The following is a 17,369-nucleotide window of genomic DNA, read 5'->3' on the forward strand; positions in this document are numbered from 1 at the left end:
CACCAAGAGTTTTGACACAGGGTCATGTCAATTTAGATAGCTTTCGATATTCGCTATTACCTTTTGCGACAATCGCTCCATACATTGCTCCGAGTGGCCGGAGACTTTCGGGGTATATATGACATTATCGAATTGCGTCAAGGTATCCGCATAATTCCCAATACCGACCTCATCGCATAAGAAGAAATTCCGCTTATGTGCGCTAAGCCAACGTTGTAAATCCGGGACACGGAAAGTAGGCCCTACCGACGTATTGATCAATATCTTCAGATTACCGAACAAACGAAACTCATCCGCCCCCAGAAGAATCGTATTACGAGGCAAGCAAGTACATAAAATATCCACCTCCGGCAGCAACTCCCGCAAAGGCAGGTAAGCGATACCGGCGGCCTCGGCATCCGGCTTACGGGTACGGCTGAAATAATAGACCTCAGCCCCCAAGAAACGAAGAGCGTCAGCGATCATTCTCCCGGTGCGGCCCAATCCCACGATGCCTACTTTTTGCCCGCCCAGCTCATACGCCTTATGTCTCCACTGTTTCCCGCCGAAACCATGCAACAAACGGACCAGCTCGCTAATGACATACTCCACGACTCCCTCATCGCCATAGTCGCGGATGCCCAAGACCGTTATCCCCCGCTCACGTGCGGCGGCTATATCCACATTCGCGCTAGACTCGCTATAGAGGGTACAGCACATCCCGATGTATTTGATATTCGGGCAAGCCTCGATCACGTTCCTCCGGATCTGTGTATTATAAGAGACGAGTACGCAATCTGCGTCCCCGATCCGGTTCACAATCTCCTCATCCGTTTCCGGAATGCCGGTATAAAAAACAACCTCTTTTCCAAGCTCCTTCAAACGCTCCACTCCCCATGTATTCAACCCGGTAGAATCTACCACTACTATTTTCTCAAACATATCTCACATTATTAATTACCATCTTCAATTAATTATCCCTCTCACAAAGCTATAAATAAAATAGCCGCAAAGGGTAACCTTCAGCACGACACTCAATAAAAAACCCGCGAACGCCCCGAAACTAGCCTTCAACGCATCTCCGGACGCCTTGCCTCCCAAAAGTTCCCCAACGAAAGCCCCCACGAAAGGACCCAGCAAGATTCCCCAAGGCGGAAACACGAATATGCCGGCCACGGTTCCCACGGCACATCCCCAATTTCCCCACTTGGACCCTCCGCTATACTTAGTCCCCAGCATGGGCGTAACATAGTCCATCGCCTGTGCCAACACGACCAGCAATCCCCACACGACCAACTCCGTAACCGTAAATTCCGCATAGCCCGTAAAATGCAACAGCCACAAAGCCAAATACGCCACCGGCGGCCCCGGCAAGATCGGCAAAAAACACCCCGCCAATCCCACCAACAAACAGATAACGCCTAGTATAACCAATAAGATATCCATATATTTCAGTTTTTGGGATATATAAATAGACAAAGATACAAACATTTCCCACCCTTAACTGTTTTGCTAAAAGCTAAATCTAAACATATATATTTATGCACAAACATTTACGCCTGACATGTTATGCTTTGTTGTGCTTGCTGGTACCGATCGGGATAATGGCGCAGACAGAGCATACGTATTTAGACCGTGCCCTACCCGGATCATGGTCTGAGGAAGGAAGTGATTTCCAGCAGACACTTCCCGTAGAAGATAATTGGTGGAGAAATTTTAAGGACCCGTTGCTGGACTCGCTGATAGAAGTAGCCGTGAAACAAAACTATTCCGTGCGAATGGCGATGGACAGGATCGCCATGGCGAAAGCCAACCTGCGGTCGGCACAAGGAAGCTACTCGCCCACCCTAGGGCTTTCCGCCGGATGGACACGGCAACAAAGTAGCGGCAATATCAACCAGGTACCCAAGGCGATCACCCAATATTCCAGCGCTACCGTAGATATGAACTGGGAGGTGGACGTATTCGGGAGTATCCGGAACCGGGTGAAAGCGGAGAAAGAGAATTTCGCCGCCTCGAAAGAGGAATACAACGCCGCCATGGTCTCCCTTTGCGCTCAAGTAGCCTCCTCCTATATCAATATGAGGGAACTGCAACAAGAGGTAAAGGTAGCGCAACAGAACTGCCGCTCCCAACAGACCGTCGTACAGATCACCCAGAAACGGTATGAGACCGGGCTAGTCTCCAAACTGGATGTAGCGCAGGCGCAATCCGTATACTACAGCACGAAAGCCTCCCTACCGATGCTGGAGGCCGGTATCATCCAATACACAAACTCCTTGGCGATCTTGCTAGGCCTGTACCCTTCCGATCTGCAAAAGATCATGGAGACAGAGGCCTCCTTGCCGGAATATATCGAGCCGGTCGGTGTAGGGCTACCGGCCAACCTGTTGCTACGCCGTCCGGATGTACGTGCGGCAGAACGGCAGGTCAATGCGCTTGCCGCCTCGCTCGGGGCCTCTAAGTCCGATTGGTGGCCGAAAGTATTCGTGAAAGGCTCGGTCGGTTTCGCCTCCCACGACTTCGACAAGCTGGCGAATCATAATAGCTTGACCTATGAGATCGCCCCTACCCTTACGTGGAACTTCTTCCAAGGCACCCAGAAGATACAGGCTACCCGGTTGGCGAAAGCCCAGTTGGACGAGTCGATCCGGCAATTCAACCAGACCGTGCTTACCTCCGTACAGGAAGTGGATAACGCCATGAGCTCGTACAAGAACTCGATCAAGCAGATCGTAGCCCTCCGGGAAGTGGTAAACCAAGGAAAACAGACCTTGGATCTTTCCCTTGACCTCTATAAGCAGGGCCTTACGCCTTTCCAAAACGTACTGGACGCGCAACGCTCCCTCCTCACCTACCAGAACCAATTGACACAGGCTCAAGGTAGCTCACTACTGAACTTGATACAGCTTTATCAGTCATTGGGCGGAGGATGGAATCCTATGTAGGCCGTTCGATCCGATCGAACAAAAGCCCACTCAAACAATTAATATAAATAATCATTAAAGACAAAAGATATGAAGACATTTGTTTACATAGGGATTATCGGAGCCTCCGCCTTATTACTGGCGTCTTGCAAGGGGAAAAGCAAGCCGATGGAAACGCCCGTGCCCTCCATAAGCGTATCCACGCCGATCGTGAGGGACATTACCTTGACTAAAGAATACCCCGGATACCTTAGTTCACAACTGAAAGTAGACTTGGTCGCACGTGTCAACGGATACTTGCGTACCTCTTACCTCAAGGCCGGAAGCCGGGTGAAGAAGGGCGATCTTATCTTCGTGATCGAACCGGACACCTATCAAGATAACGTCACCCAAGCCGAGGCTTCCGTAAAGACCTCCAAAGCCCAGCTGGAATATGCACGCAGTAACTACGAGCGTATGAAGGAGGCGGCTAAGAGCGGCGCCGTAAGCCAGATACAAGTGATCCAAGCGGAGGCTACCGTATCGGAGTCTGAGGCTGCCGTGAAGAATGCCGAGGCGGAGTTGAATACCGCACGGACCAACTTGAGCTATTGCTATATCCGTGCGCCTTTCGACGGTGCGGTTACCCGGGCCAGCTACGATATAGGTAATTACATCAACGGAGCCGTCCAGCCGGTTACCTTGGCCACCTTATACAAGGACGACTTGATGTTCGCCAATTTCAATATCGAGGATAACCAGTTCATGAAGATGATGCTGGAAGCCGCCCGCAACGATAGCACCGTGAAGCTTCCGACCGAGATCCTCGTCAGCATAGGCAAGGATGGCGGCAATGCGTATACGGGCCGGCTGGATTATCTATCCCCCAATATCGACCTATCGACCGGTACCCTGAACGTACGTGCCAATCTGGATAACCCGAAGCATGTATTGAAGAGTGGCTTATATGTCACCATCACCCTGCCGTATGCCGAGCAGCCGAATGCGGTCTTGGTTCGCGACGCCTCGATCGGTACCGACCAATTAGGGAAGTACCTTTATATCGTGAACGACTCCAATGTCGTACGATACCGTCCTATCGAGGTGGGCCAATTGGTAGACGATACGCTTCGCCAAGTGACCGCCGGTATCGGCCCCAAAGATCCCTATGTCACTTCTGCCCTGCTTAAGGTACGGGATGGCATGACTATCAAACCTATAAAATAAGCAAGCTATGGTAAAGTTCTTTATTAACAGACCGATATTCGCCACGGTACTTGCTCTGATCATCGTCGTAGCGGGTTTGGTCACCCTCAATATATTACCGATCGCCCAGTATCCGGAGATCACGCCGCCTACCGTACAGGTATCCGCCGTTTATCCCGGGGCGGACGCACAGACCGTAGCGCAGACCGTAGGTTTACCGATCGAGCAACAGGTAAACGGCGTGGACGGTATGCTTTACATGAGTTCAAACTCCTCCAGTTCGGGGGCTTACTCCCTGACGATCACCTTCGCCGTGGGAACGGATATCGACATGGCGACCGTCATGGTGCAAAACCGGGTGAGTATCGCCCAAAGTAGCTTGCCGGAACCCGTGATCGTACAAGGTATCACCACCCGCAAGCAATCCTCCAATATCGTGATGATGCTTACCCTAAGTTCCAAGGATTCCATTTACGACGGGTTGTATTTAAGTAATTACGCCACCTTAAATATGATAGACCAGCTAACCCGCCTGCCGGGTGTAGGCTCGGTACAGGTGATGGGAGCCGGAAACTATAGCATGCGTATCTGGCTAGACCCGGAGGCGATGCGTATCCGTAACTTGACGCCGGACATGGTCTATCAAGCCATATCCACGCAAAACGCCCAAGTATCCGCCGGTTACGTAGGCCAACCGATTCTACGGGCGGATAACCCCTATCAATATACCTTGACCGTGAAAGGACGGTTGACGACACCGGATGAGTTCGGCAATATTGTCCTTAAGACCGGGCAAGGTGGCAAGATCCTGCGATTGAAGGATATCGCCCGCATAGAGTTGGGTAGCTCCTCTTACAACGTGGTCTCTAAATTAAGCGGACAGCCGACTGCTGCGATAGCGATCTACCAGTTGCCGGGCTCCAACTCCTTGGATGTATCGAAGGTGGTAAAGGCCAAGATGAAAGAATTAGGCAGTTCCTTACCCGAAGGCGTGGAATACAAAGTGACCTTGGATACGACCGAGGTGATCGACGCCTCCATCCATGAGGTGCTTATCACGTTCTTGGAGACAACCTTGCTGGTGGTCTTGGTCATCTTCTTATTCTTACAGAATTTCCGGGCGGTAGTCATCCCGTTCATTACGATTCCGGTCTCATTGATCGGTACGCTGGCGGTCATGGCGGCTTTAGGCTTCTCCATTAATACGTTGACCTTATTCGGCTTGATTCTGGCGATAGCGGTGGTGGTAGACGACGCCATCGTGGTGGTAGAGAACTCCACCCGGCTCCTTGATACTGGGAAATATACGGCCCATGAGGCGGTATCGAAGGCCATGGATGAGATCGTAGGGCCTATCGTGGGCGTGGTATTGGTATTATTGGCGGTATTTATCCCGACAACGTTTATCAGCGGTATCTCCGGGCAGCTCTATAAGCAATTCGCCTTGACAATCGCCGCCGCTACCGTATTAAGCGGATTTAACTCGCTTACGCTTACGCCCTCGCTTTGCGCCCTTTTCTTGGAGAAGAATACGGAAGAACCGAAATTCTTCCTCTTCAAAGGATTCAATAAGGTATACGGAAAGACTCAGGAGATGTACGACTCGATCGTGGAGCGGATGCTGAAACGACCGGGAGCGGCGATGATCGTTTACGGTATCATCACGGCGGTAGCGGTTATCTTGTTTATGCGTTGGCCGACAACCTTTATACCCGAAGAGGATGACGGCTATTTCCTAGTCGTATCCCAATTACCCCCGGCGGCGAGCTTGAACCGGACGGAGGCGGTCACCAAGCAGATCGACGAGATCCTAAAGACGTACCCCGAGGTGAAATCATTCATCAGCGTTAGCGGATTCTCCGTAATGGGTGGAGGGGAGCAATCCAATACGGCCACCTTCTTCGTGATCCTAAAGAACTGGAACGAACGTAAAGGTAAGGAGCATACGGCAGAGGCCGTGACCAACCGTTTCAACCGGAAGGCATCGGCTATCCAAGAAGCGCAGGTATTCGGTATGGTACCGCCCGCTATCCCGGGGTTGGGCGCTTCGGGCGGCTTGCAACTGCAATTGGAGGATCGTAAGAACCTAGGTCCGACGGAGATGCAGCATGCCGTGGAGACATTGCTGGCCAGCTACCGCTCGAAACCGCAATTGCTGAACCTTTCTTGTATGTATCAGGCCAATACCCCGCAGTATCTACTGAAGATAGACCGGGATAAGGTGCAGATGCTCGGTCTTCAGTTGAATCAAGTATTCTCCACGCTCAGCTATTATATGGGAGCGGCGTACGTGAACGATTTCGTGGAGTTCGGACGTATTTACCAAGTTAAGATCGAGGCGAACGGAGAGGCGCAGAAAGTGATCGATGATGTACTCCGTTTGAGTCTGGCGAATAGTAAAGGAGAGATGGTACCCTTCTCCTCTTTTATCGAATTAGACGAGCAATTGGGATTAGACCAGATCAACCTATATAATATGTATTCATCGGCGGCTATTACTTGTATCGCCAATCCGGAATATAGCTCCGGAGAAGCGATCTTAGCGATGGAGGAGCTGATACAGGAGCAATTAGGTGATAATTTTGGATATGAATGGACCTCGGTCGCTTATCAAGAGACGAAAGCGGAATCTACGACGGTGATTATTTTCGCCATGGCGTTGCTAGTCGCTTTCTTGGTTCTCTCGGCTCAATATGAGAGCTGGACAAGTCCGTTGGCGGCTATCATGGGTTTGCCGATCGCCTTGTTGGGAGCTATTATCGGCTGCTGGGTGATGGGGGTTCCGGTAAGCGTATATACCCAGATCGGTATTATCTTATTGATCGCCTTGTCCGCCAAGAATGGTATCTTGATCGTAGAGTTCGCCCGGGATTTCCGGAAGGAAGGCAATCCGATACGGGATTCCGCCTTGGAAGCCGGACACGTTCGTTTACGTCCGATCCTGATGACCTCGTTCGCCTTTGTATTGGGTGTCATGCCTTTGCTTTTCGCTACCGGAGCGGGAGCGGCCAGCCGTATATCCTTAGGTGCGGCGGTAGTATTCGGTATGGCTATCAATACAATATTCGCCACGATGTTCATCCCTAACTTCTATGAACTGATGCAGACCATCCAAGAGAAATGGCTGGATAAAGGAAAGAAGACGGATGATACGCCTAAACAATAGAAAGTTTCCAATCCTCTAATGAGGCAAAAAGAGAATAGCCATGGGTTTAGCCATGGCTATTCTTTTTTACTCCCTTCGGATACATTATTATATATTCTATGATTGGAATTAAGCGATTCCCAACAACTCTACCTCAAATATTAATGTGGAGAAAGCAGGGATTGGACCCGAGGCACGATTACCATAACCCAAACTGTAAGGGATATAGATTATCCATCTATCCCCTACCCGCATTTCTTGAAGAGCCAATTGCCAGCCTTCAATCACTTGATTCAAGCGAAAGGCTTCCGGGCAACCCCGTTTCCATGAGTTATCAAATTCCCTTCCGTTAATCAACGTTCCCTTATAATGTACGGAAACGACGTTTTCCCTATTAGGCGATACCTGGCCTGTACCCGCTTGTATTACCTTATATAATATACCGCACGGTAATGTCTGGGTTCCCTCTTCCGAAGCGATCTCGTCCAAATACAATAGATTCTTCTCTTTGTACTCCTCTTTTCTACTCATATATATTACATTATCTTACATTTAGCTCCGCAAATGTAGCAAATAGAAATAGAAATGCAATGGCATAGTAACACAATAGACATGCCAAACGTTCAAATACTATCATTATATGAATCTGATTCCCGCTTTTTTTATCATAGATCAAGAAAACATAGGAATCCGCAAAAAACATGCTATAAAACATACCACGTATGGAATAACGCCGTATATTTGTGTCGTAAAACATAATTGTAAAGCAAATATGGTAAAAAGATTGTTTAAACGTTACATCGATTTGCTAGGGTTTCAACCTTGGACAATTTGGGTTTACCGCGTGTGGTAAACCTCACGATGAAAAAGAGGATGGTTTAGGTTAAGGTTATCAGAAGTCCGGGATTAGGTTAGTAATAGGTTAAAAGGTTAAAGGTTTAGGTTTTCAATTCATTCGTTACTCGGACTTCAAAAGTTATGTGAGATTTAGAACGTGTCGAAAGGCATAGATTTATTAATTAAAAAGAAAATGAGCTATGAAAAGTTTTATTAGACATTTTTTGGATAGTTGCTTGAGATCACTCGCTGCTATCGGTCAGTCGGAGTTAACAAAATGGGGTTACAATAAATAAGTAACACCCCATTTTACCGGGAAGGTGAACATTTGATTTTTTCAAACCATACCGCGGTTGCTTGGCATCTTGCCAGACAATCGCTTTTTTGTATCCATACCTTTTAAACAAGGTATCTTAGTTTCATCGAGAAAGTATCCTAAGTTCATTGGCGAAGTATCTTAGGTGTATGGGGCGATGAAACTAAGATACTTTTATAACTCATGCGCCTATCCCCACTGAGTTTCTACTACCCGTCTATATATTTATAGATATTAACTATTTGACAACTGTCTAACAACATCTTATTTTTGTCAAGAAGTTAAAAACAATTGTTGTTTCTAAACAGTTTTATTTAAAGATTACTTTATCTAAAATTCTTTATTGCGACATAAAAACTAAAGTTATGGAAGACAAAAAACTAACTGCCGCCAACGGGCGCCCTGTTGCGGACAATCAGAACGTACAAACAGTGGGGCCACGTGGCCCGATGGTATTACAAGACCCTTGGTTCATTGAGAAGCTAGCGCACTTCGACCGTGAAGTGATCCCAGAAAGACGCATGCACGCCAAAGGTTCCGGCGCATTCGGTACCTTTACCGTTACACATGATATCACAAAGTATACGAAAGCGGCTATTTTCAGCGAGGTAGGCAAGAAAACTGACTGCTTTGTCCGTTTCTCCACCGTAGCCGGAGAGCGTGGAGCAGCCGACGCAGAGCGTGATATCCGTGGATTCGCCATGAAATTCTACACAGAGGAGGGTAACTGGGACTTGGTAGGTAACAACACCCCCGTATTCTTCTTGCGTGATCCCCTAAAGTTCCCGGACTTGAATCATGCGGTCAAACGTGACCCGAAAACGAATCTACGAAGCGAGGATAACAACTGGGATTTCTGGACTTTGCTTCCCGAGGCCCTGCATCAAGTAACGATTACGATGAGTTCTCGCGGCATTCCTTACTCTTATCGACATATGCATGGTTTCGGTAGCCATACGTACAGTTTTATCAACAATAAGAACGAACGTATCTGGGTGAAGTTCCATCTCAGAACCCTGCAAGGTATCAAGAACTTGAGTGACGAGGAAGCGGCTGCGATCATCGCCAAGGATCGTGAATCCCATCAGCGTGATTTGTTCGAGAGTATCGAGCGTGGGGACTTCCCGAAATGGAAATTCCAGATCCAATTGATGACTGAGGAGCAGGCCGAGACCTATCCGATCAACCCGTTCGACCTCACGAAAGTATGGCCGCATAAGGACTTCCCGTTAATGGATGTCGGTATCCTCGAGTTGAACCGTAATCCGGAGAATTATTTCCAAGACGTGGAGCAAGCCGCATTCAACCCGATGAATACTGTCGAAGGCATCGGCTTCTCCCCAGACAAGATGTTACAAGGTCGTCTATTCTCTTATGGCGACGCCCAGCGTTACCGCCTTGGCGTGAACCTAGAGCAGATCCCGGTGAACAAGCCCCGTTGTCCGTTCCATGCCTATCACCGTGACGGAGCGATGCGTGTAGACGGAAACTATGGAGCCGCAAAGGGTTACGAACCTAACAGCTTCGGCGAATGGAAAGACTCTCCCGAGAAGAAGGAACCGCCTTTGAAAGTACACGGGGATGTTTATAATTACAACGAGCGTGAGTACGATGATGATTACTACAGCCAACCGGGTGCCTTATTCCGTTTGATGCCGCCGGAAGAGCAACAGTTGTTATTCGGAAATACCGCCCGTGCGATGGGTAACGCCCAACTGTTCATCAAGCAACGCCACGTACGCAATTGCTACAAGGCAGACCCTGCTTACGGTAAGGGAGTAGCTGAAGCTCTAGGAATCAGCTTGGAAGAGGCCTTGAAAGAAGACCGATAAAGTAGTAAGGCTACGATAGAAAGCGATAAAAGAGGGATAACCCCAGTAATCCTATGGATGAACAGGTTATCTCATTCTTTTTTCGTAGGATAAGAGAGGATATGCCATGAGACCCCGATACTGATAAGCCCTAACAAAGCTTTCACCCACCAATAGCCGACTAGCAAAAGAGAAGTGATGATCATAGATGACCACATGATGGCGATCGTGATAATCTTGGAGCGCAAAGAAATAGCCTTATCTTCCACGAAACCCTTGATATGCGGCCCGAAATAACGGTTGCTCATCACCCGGTTATAAAGCCTCTCCGAGCTACGGACATAAAACCAACAAGTCAGTAACCAAAAAGGAGTGGTCGGGAGCAAAGGGACAAAGATACCGATCGCTCCCAATATGAGAAAAAACGTTCCTAACGTAATGTATATGATACGTCTCGTCCCGTTCATCAGCCAACCGTATATTCCGCGATTTGCTTGAAACCATTCAGGAAGTCCGTTATATTCATCCGTTTCTTTCCGGCAAGTTGCAAGGAACGCAAGCGAAGAAAACCGTCCTTCACGGCCACGTCGATATACGATTTATGATCCGTATGGATAGAGCCGACCGGGAAGTTATGCTCCGCCGGACGTTTCTCTGCCTGGTAAATCTTTAAAGCCAGACGTTTGCCATCCTCAGAGATCAATTCCGTCCAAGCGGCAGGATAAGGAGAAAGCCCACGGACGAAATCATAGATCTTCTTCACCGGCTGGTTCCAGTCGATATGACAGGTATCCTTGAATATCTTCGGGGCCGGACGCAACTCGGCGGCATCCTTATAGAATTCCTCTTGGGGGATAGCGTCTGTTTTTCCATCCAACAGTAAGTCCACGGTCTCGGTAACCAACCTCGCCCCCATCGCCATCAAGGCATCGTGAACGGTTTCTACATCGTCGGTATCAGCGATCGGCAGATGTCTCTGACGGATGATCTTACCCGTATCGATCTCATGCGTAAGAAAGAAAGTAGTCACGCCGGTCTCCGTATCACCATTGATAACCGCCCAGTTGATCGGAGCGGCACCCCGGTATTGCGGAAGCAAGGAGGCATGCAGATTAAAAGTTCCCAGACGGGGCATATTCCAGACCACCTCCGGCAGCATACGAAACGCCACCACGATCTGCAAATCCGCCCGCAAGGCACGCAGTTCCTCCAAAAACGCCTCATCCTTCAACTTCTCTGGCTGTAAGACCGGAAGACCCACCGATACGGCATATTGCTTCACGGCACTCGGCTGAAGCACGCTACCATGACGGCCCATCGGCTTATCCGGCATCGTAATGACACCTACCACATTATATCCACCTTCTACCAAGGCACGCAGGCTCTCCACGGCGAAATCGGGAGTGCCCATATATACGATTCGTAAATCCTCTTTCTTCATGTACAATAAATTGGATCTGTTTTTAACAAGTTAGTCCCCGGAAAAGTTATCGACCAATACCTCCCGATAGGAATTAAATATCTTCGATTTCGACATAAAGCCGATATAATGGCCATTCTCATCGACCACCGGAAGATTCCACGCTTTCGTATCGTCAAACGTCTGCATGATCTGATCCATCGGCGTGTTGATTACGATCTTGGCCGGGGCGGAAACCATGAACTTCGATACATGGAAACGATTATACAACTCCGGACGGAACATGATATTCCGGATATTATCCAGCAAGACGATACCCAGCAACACGCCCCGCTCGTCCACAACAGGGAAGGTGTTACGCCCGCTTCGGGAAATAACCTTTACCATATCGCCCAACGTCATCTCCGGAGACACCATCTGGAAATCTTTCTCGATCACGCTATCCGCCCGTAGCAAGGTAAGCACCGCCCGATCCTTATGGTGCGTCAGCAACTCGCCTTTCTGCGCCAAACGCATGGAGTAGATACTATGAGGCTCAAACATAAGGATCGTGATATAGGAACTGATCGAGACGATCATCAAGGGGAGGAACAAATCATACCCACCCGTCAGCTCGGCGATCAAGAAAACCCCGGTCAAAGGAGCGTGCATCACCCCAGACATGATACCCGCCATACCCAGCAAAGCGAAATTCTTCTCCGAGATATACATCGTGAACGGGAAATAATTAGACGTATGCGCAAAGATAAAACCGGCGATACAGCCCAGATACAAACTAGGAGCGAAAATACCACCGCACCCCCCTCCGGCATTCGTGGCGCTGGAAGCGAATACCTTCGTAAGCAAGATCAAGGTCAAGAAGATCAAGACCCCGAAATAGGTATCGTTCAGATCGTAAAACAAACTCTTGTCCATGATATGCGAGAACTGCCCGTTCAGCAACGAGCCGATCGTATCATAGCCCTCACCATATAGCGGCGGGAACAGGAATATCAAAATACTCAGCATCACCCCCCCCAACATGAACTTCTTCCAATACGTACCCAACTTCCGGTACATCCCTTCCACCTTGTTCATCACACGGGTAAAATAAAGGGATACCAATCCGCAAAAAACACCCAGCAAGAGCACGTAAGGAATACGCTCGATCTCGAATGCCTCGGTCTGAGAGAACTTAAACATGGCCTCGGTGCCGGTAAAGATATAAGACATCGTAGCCGCCGTCACCGACGAGATCAGCAAAGGAAGCACGGAAGTCATCGTAAGGTCCAGCATCAATACCTCGATAACGAACACCAACCCGGCGATAGGCGCCTTGAAGATACCGGCGATCGCTCCGGCGGCACCACATCCCACGAGCAACATCAACGTCTTTTGCTCCATCTTGAACACCCGCCCCAGATTAGAACCGATAGCCGCCCCCGTCAATACGATAGGAGCCTCCGCCCCGACCGATCCACCAAAGCCGATCGTCACGGAACTGGCTACGATAGAGGTCCATGTATTATGCGGCTTGATACGGCTCTTTCGTTGCGAGATGGCATACAAGATCTTCGTCACACCGTGGCTGATATCATCCCGCACGATGTATTTCACGAATAATCCGGCCAACAAGATACCGATCACCGGATAAAGCAAATAGAGGTAATTTACGCCATCAGCATTGAAATTGCCCGTCAATAAATGCTGTATGAAATGGATCAGCTGTTTCAGTATTATGGCGGCGGCTGCCGTACAAAGTCCCACGATAAAACTGATAATAAGGATGAAATGCTTCTCCTTGATGCGCTTTTCCCTCCACAACAAGAATTTATAGAATAAACCTTCGTTTGCCATTTTAAATACCTTTACCTGTAAACACTGTTTTAACTGTATAAATGAGAATCGTTATGTCCAGAATCAAGGACATATTCTCATAGTATAATATATCATATTCCAAGCGCTCGATCATCTCATCCACGCTGCCGGCATATCCATATTTCACCATACCCAACGAGGTGATTCCCGGACGTACGTTATGCAGCAGATAGTAGAAGGGGGCTTTCCTCACGATCCGCTCGATGAAATATTTACGTTCCGGACGGGGGCCAACTAGCGACATATCCCCTTTCAGCACGTTCCAGAACTGCGGTAACTCGTCCAAGCGGTATTTCCGCATCACCCGTCCGAAGGGAGTGATACGGGAATCGTCCTCGGAAGAGAGCAACGGGCCTTCCTCCTCGGCGTTCGTGTACATCGTACGGAACTTATAGATCATGAAAGGCTCGCCCATGTATCCGATCCGTTCCTGACTGAAAAACACCGGGCCGGGGGAATCCCGCTTCACCCGCCAAGCGATATACAGGAACAAGGGAGATAAGAGCACCAAGAAAATCAGAGATAACGTCTTATCCATAAAGAGCTTTACATTCTGCTCGATGGGCAAGAAGTTGTTATCCGTCACGTCCACCAGCGGAACGCCCTTTATCGCTTTGATCTTTACTTGCGATAATGAACTGGATTTATCCGCCAATATCTTGATCGGCCGTTTATAGCAATATAACGAATACAGGATATCCATCAAACGGTTATTATCCACCGTCTCCAAGGCGACAACCAGCTCATCCACCTTTTTCTCCTCTACGATCACCGGCAAAGATTCTAGCCTACCGATCACACGATCTCCGGCGACCCCGCCCTTTTTCTCCGTACCATCGGAGACAAAACCGACGATATTATAACCCAAACCATACAGGTCGTCGGCAATACACGCCGCCTTCTTCCCCGCCCCAATCATCAATACATTCAACGCCCATTCCCTGCACTTTATCTTCCGTAACCCGGCCTGCGTAATCAATAACCGGGGAATATACGTCAAGACAAACTGCAATCCCCATAAAGAGAAAAACATATCATAATACACGTGATAAGAACGGGGCAAGTCATTCAGCACTAAGGCAAAAAACAAGATCACGACACCGATCGACACGCTCCCAAGGGTAGAGAACAACTCAGTAAGCCTCGACTTACCGAACGGTTTATTATAATAACCGGAAAACCAATATAATACGAACCAGAAAAACGGGATCAATAGCTGCCCCTTCAATGAGGGGATATGCAGCAAAAAGGCCCCGACGGTATCAAACCCTTCATACACCGCCACCTCCTCATAGCGTATCAGGTTAAATAATAACCAGACTACCGACGACGCTATAAAATCCGAGACAATATATTTTCCGGCTTGTACGCTTTTCTTCATCCTTATCTAATTACCTGCACAAGCCCACCGGCTCCTAACTTGATAATGCCGGACGGAGCGGCCTTGCTCATATCGTCCTGACGATAACTCACGATATAATCCACACCCTCCTTGATCACCTCCGATACCTCGCTGAAATTAGCGGGAGAAGGCTCGCCGCTTACGTTGGCGGAAGTAGAGACCAAAGGTTTACGGAAGCGCTCGCACAATTTCTTGGAGAACTCCTCGTTCGTGATACGGATACCCACGCTACCATCGGCTCCCAATAGATTTGTCGCCAAGTTCTTGGCACTTGAGTAAATGATGGTCAACGGCTTATCAGACACGCTAATCAAATCCCAAGCGATATCGGGAACATCCGACACGTACCTATCCAATTTAGCCTCGCTGTCCATCAAGACCAACATAGCCTTATTGTCTGTCCTTCGCTTTAGCTCGTACACTCTTTGTACGGCTTTTTCATTGGTAGCGTCGCAACCAATTCCCCAGATAGTGTCTGTAGGATAAAGTATTATGCCGCCTGCGGCCATTACTTCGCAAGCTTTTTTAATATCTTCCGTCATTGTATTTTATAATATTTAGGCAAATGTACGAATCATTCTCCTACTTCAAAAAAATAATAACAAAAAAACTATTTTCTTTAAGCCATACCGGATATACCATATTTAATTTCTAACTTTACGGGTTGAAATATATTGCGGAAATCTCGCCTTTGTCATACGGTAGATTAAGGATGACAAGGTATCCGTAGTATCAGGCAAGCAAAAAAGAAAAAAACAATATATAATGATTAACAAATGGAACTTTCAAACCCCATCAGAAGAAGAGTTACATAAGAGAGACCAATTGGTGGCTGAATTAGGATTCAGCCCGGTGATCTGTCTCTTGCTCGTTCAACGAGGTATCACTTCGATCGAAGAGGCGAAGAAATTCTTTAAACCCAGCTTGAACGATTTGCACGACCCGTTCCTTATGCCGGATATGGATAAGGCGGTGAGGCGCTTGAACAAAGCCTTGGGGAATAAAGAAAAGATTTTGATCTACGGCGATTACGACGTGGATGGAACGACAGCGGTATCGCTCGTCTTCAAGTATTTAAGACCTTACTCGTCTACCTTGGATTTCTATATCCCGGACCGGTACGACGAGGGGTACGGTATCTCTTACAAGGGTATCGATTATGCCGCCGAGAACGGCGTGTCGCTGGTTATCTCGCTGGATTGCGGTATCAAAGCGATCGAGAAGATCGAGTACGCCAAGGAGAAAGGCATCGACTTTATTATTTGCGACCACCATATGCCGGACGCCACTTTGCCGGACGCTGTCGCCGTATTGGATGCCAAGCGCTCGGATTCTATCTATCCGTATGAGCATTTATCGGGTTGCGGAGTGGGATTCAAGTTCATGCAGGCGTTCGCCAAGAGCAATAATTTCCCGTTCTCGGATCTGGAGAAGTTGTTGGAGCTGACAGCGGTCAGTATCGCCTCGGATATCGTCCCGATTACGGGAGAGAACCGCATCCTCGCCTATTACGGGCTGAAGCAATTGAACAGCAACCCCAGCCTCGGGCTGAAAGGGATTATCGATATCTGCGGATTGACCGGAAAGGAGATCACGATCAGTGATATCGTCTTCAAGATCGGTCCCCGTATCAACGCTTCCGGCCGTATGATGAACGGGAAGGAGGCGGTGGAACTGCTACTGTCCAAGGATAGCGCCAGTGCCCGGGAGAAGAGCGAGAGCATCAACCAATATAATGAGGAACGCCGAGAATTGGACAAGAAGATCACCGACGAGGCTAACGCTGTCATCGACGAAGTAGAGAACATGGATGACCGGAAGGCGATCGTGGTGTATAACCCGGGATGGCACAAAGGCGTGATCGGTATCGTAGCGTCCCGTTTGACCGAGAAGTATTACCGTCCGGCGGTCGTTCTTACCAAATCGTCCGAGTTGATCACCGGATCGGCACGTTCCGTAACAGGCTTCGATATTTACAAGGCGATAGAGAGTTGCCGGGATTTATTGGAGAATTTCGGGGGACATACCTACGCCGCCGGGCTTTCCCTTCGGGAGGAGAACCTAGAGGCATTCACCGAGCGTTTCTTGAAGATCGCATCCGAGGAGATCATACCGGAGCAGATGATCCCGCAGATCGATATCGACGCTATCTTGGATTTGAAAGAGATCAACCAGAAGTTCGTGAACGACCTAAAGAAGATGAGTCCGTTCGGGCCGGACAACCAAAAGCCCGTATTCTGTTCGCTTGGCGTAAAGGACTACGGCACCAGTAAGCTCGTGGGTAAGGAACTGGAGCATCTCAAGCTGGAATTGATCGACGGAAACTCAAGCACCCCCATGCACGCCATCGCTTTCGGCATGCACAGGTACAACGACCATATCAAGGGTATGAAGCCTTTCAACATCTGTTACACGGTGGAGGAGAACACCTACAACGGCAACACCTCTATCCAGCTGATGATCAAAGACATCAAACCCGACGATATATGA

Annotated in this window: 13 protein-coding genes; 5 read left to right on the plus strand and 8 right to left on the minus strand. The window is 48.7% G+C overall.

The genetic code is table 11. From position 1 onward, the window contains the following. Positions 1-27: 27 nt before the first annotated feature. A complete protein-coding gene (locus CI959_RS20625) occupies positions 28-921 on the minus strand; it encodes a D-isomer specific 2-hydroxyacid dehydrogenase family protein (protein ID WP_005858200.1) in 894 nt (297 codons plus the stop codon). Positions 922-945: 24 nt separating this feature from the next. Then, entirely contained in the window at positions 946-1,425 is a 480-nt protein-coding gene (locus tag CI959_RS20630) for a DUF456 domain-containing protein (protein ID WP_057317036.1), read from the minus strand. 95 nt (positions 1,426-1,520) lie between these two features. On the opposite strand from CI959_RS20630, the gene CI959_RS20635 reads away from it, so the two are divergent. The 3 genes from CI959_RS20635 (at position 1,521) to CI959_RS20645 (ending at position 7,257) form a co-directional block, all read left to right on the plus strand. Beyond that, a complete protein-coding gene (locus tag CI959_RS20635; RefSeq protein ID WP_057316992.1) occupies positions 1,521-2,927 on the plus strand; it encodes an efflux transporter outer membrane subunit in 1,407 nt (468 codons plus the stop codon). Positions 2,928-2,996: 69 nt separating this feature from the next. Beyond that, positions 2,997-4,112, plus strand: a complete 1,116-nt coding sequence (locus CI959_RS20640; protein ID WP_022192240.1) for an efflux RND transporter periplasmic adaptor subunit — start codon at positions 2,997-2,999, stop codon at positions 4,110-4,112. A 7-nt stretch (positions 4,113-4,119) separates the two neighbouring features. Beyond that, positions 4,120-7,257 (plus strand): efflux RND transporter permease subunit, encoded by a 3,138-nt coding sequence (locus CI959_RS20645; RefSeq protein WP_057316991.1) that lies wholly within the window; start codon positions 4,120-4,122, stop codon positions 7,255-7,257. A gap of 108 nt (positions 7,258-7,365) precedes the next feature. Here the strand turns inward: CI959_RS20645 and CI959_RS20650 are convergent, their stop codons facing one another. Next, positions 7,366-7,767, minus strand: a complete 402-nt coding sequence (locus tag CI959_RS20650; protein WP_008779525.1) for an FKBP-type peptidyl-prolyl cis-trans isomerase — start codon at positions 7,765-7,767, stop codon at positions 7,366-7,368. Positions 7,768-8,754: 987 nt separating this feature from the next. On the opposite strand from CI959_RS20650, the gene CI959_RS20660 reads away from it, so the two are divergent. After that, entirely contained in the window at positions 8,755-10,221 is a 1,467-nt protein-coding gene (locus CI959_RS20660) for a catalase (RefSeq protein ID WP_005858216.1), read from the plus strand. A 71-nt stretch (positions 10,222-10,292) separates the two neighbouring features. On the opposite strand, the gene CI959_RS20665 is transcribed toward CI959_RS20660, so the two are convergent. The 5 genes from CI959_RS20665 to CI959_RS20685 are packed head-to-tail and all read right to left on the minus strand — an operon-like array spanning position 10,293 to position 15,421. Next, entirely contained in the window at positions 10,293-10,667 is a 375-nt protein-coding gene (locus CI959_RS20665) for a YbaN family protein (protein WP_008779523.1), read from the minus strand. Next, entirely contained in the window at positions 10,667-11,641 is a 975-nt protein-coding gene (gene fmt / locus CI959_RS20670; protein ID WP_057316990.1) for a methionyl-tRNA formyltransferase, read from the minus strand. The genes CI959_RS20665 and fmt overlap by 1 nt, the downstream gene beginning before the upstream one ends. A 30-nt stretch (positions 11,642-11,671) precedes the next feature. After that, the gene (locus CI959_RS20675; protein WP_008779521.1) at positions 11,672-13,456 is read right to left on the minus strand and encodes a chloride channel protein; all 1,785 of its coding nucleotides are present in this window, start codon (positions 13,454-13,456) and stop codon (positions 11,672-11,674) included. A gap of 1 nt (position 13,457) precedes the next feature. Then, on the minus strand, positions 13,458-14,858 hold the full coding sequence (locus CI959_RS20680) for a sugar transferase (RefSeq protein ID WP_005858225.1): 1,401 nt from the start codon (positions 14,856-14,858) through the stop codon (positions 13,458-13,460). Between the two features lie 2 nt (positions 14,859-14,860). Next, positions 14,861-15,421 carry an L-threonylcarbamoyladenylate synthase gene (locus CI959_RS20685; protein WP_008779520.1) on the minus strand — a complete coding sequence of 187 codons (561 nt, stop codon included), beginning with the start codon at positions 15,419-15,421 and terminating at the stop codon, positions 14,861-14,863. Positions 15,422-15,644: 223 nt separating this feature from the next. Here CI959_RS20685 and recJ point away from each other — a divergent pair, with 223 nt between their 5' ends. Further along, complete coding sequence (recJ, locus tag CI959_RS20690; protein ID WP_005858229.1) at positions 15,645-17,369, plus strand: single-stranded-DNA-specific exonuclease RecJ; 1,725 nt, start codon at positions 15,645-15,647, stop codon at positions 17,367-17,369.

This window comes from Parabacteroides sp. AT13 (genome assembly GCF_002272965.1).
GTDB lineage: Bacteria > Bacteroidota > Bacteroidia > Bacteroidales > Tannerellaceae > Parabacteroides > Parabacteroides distasonis.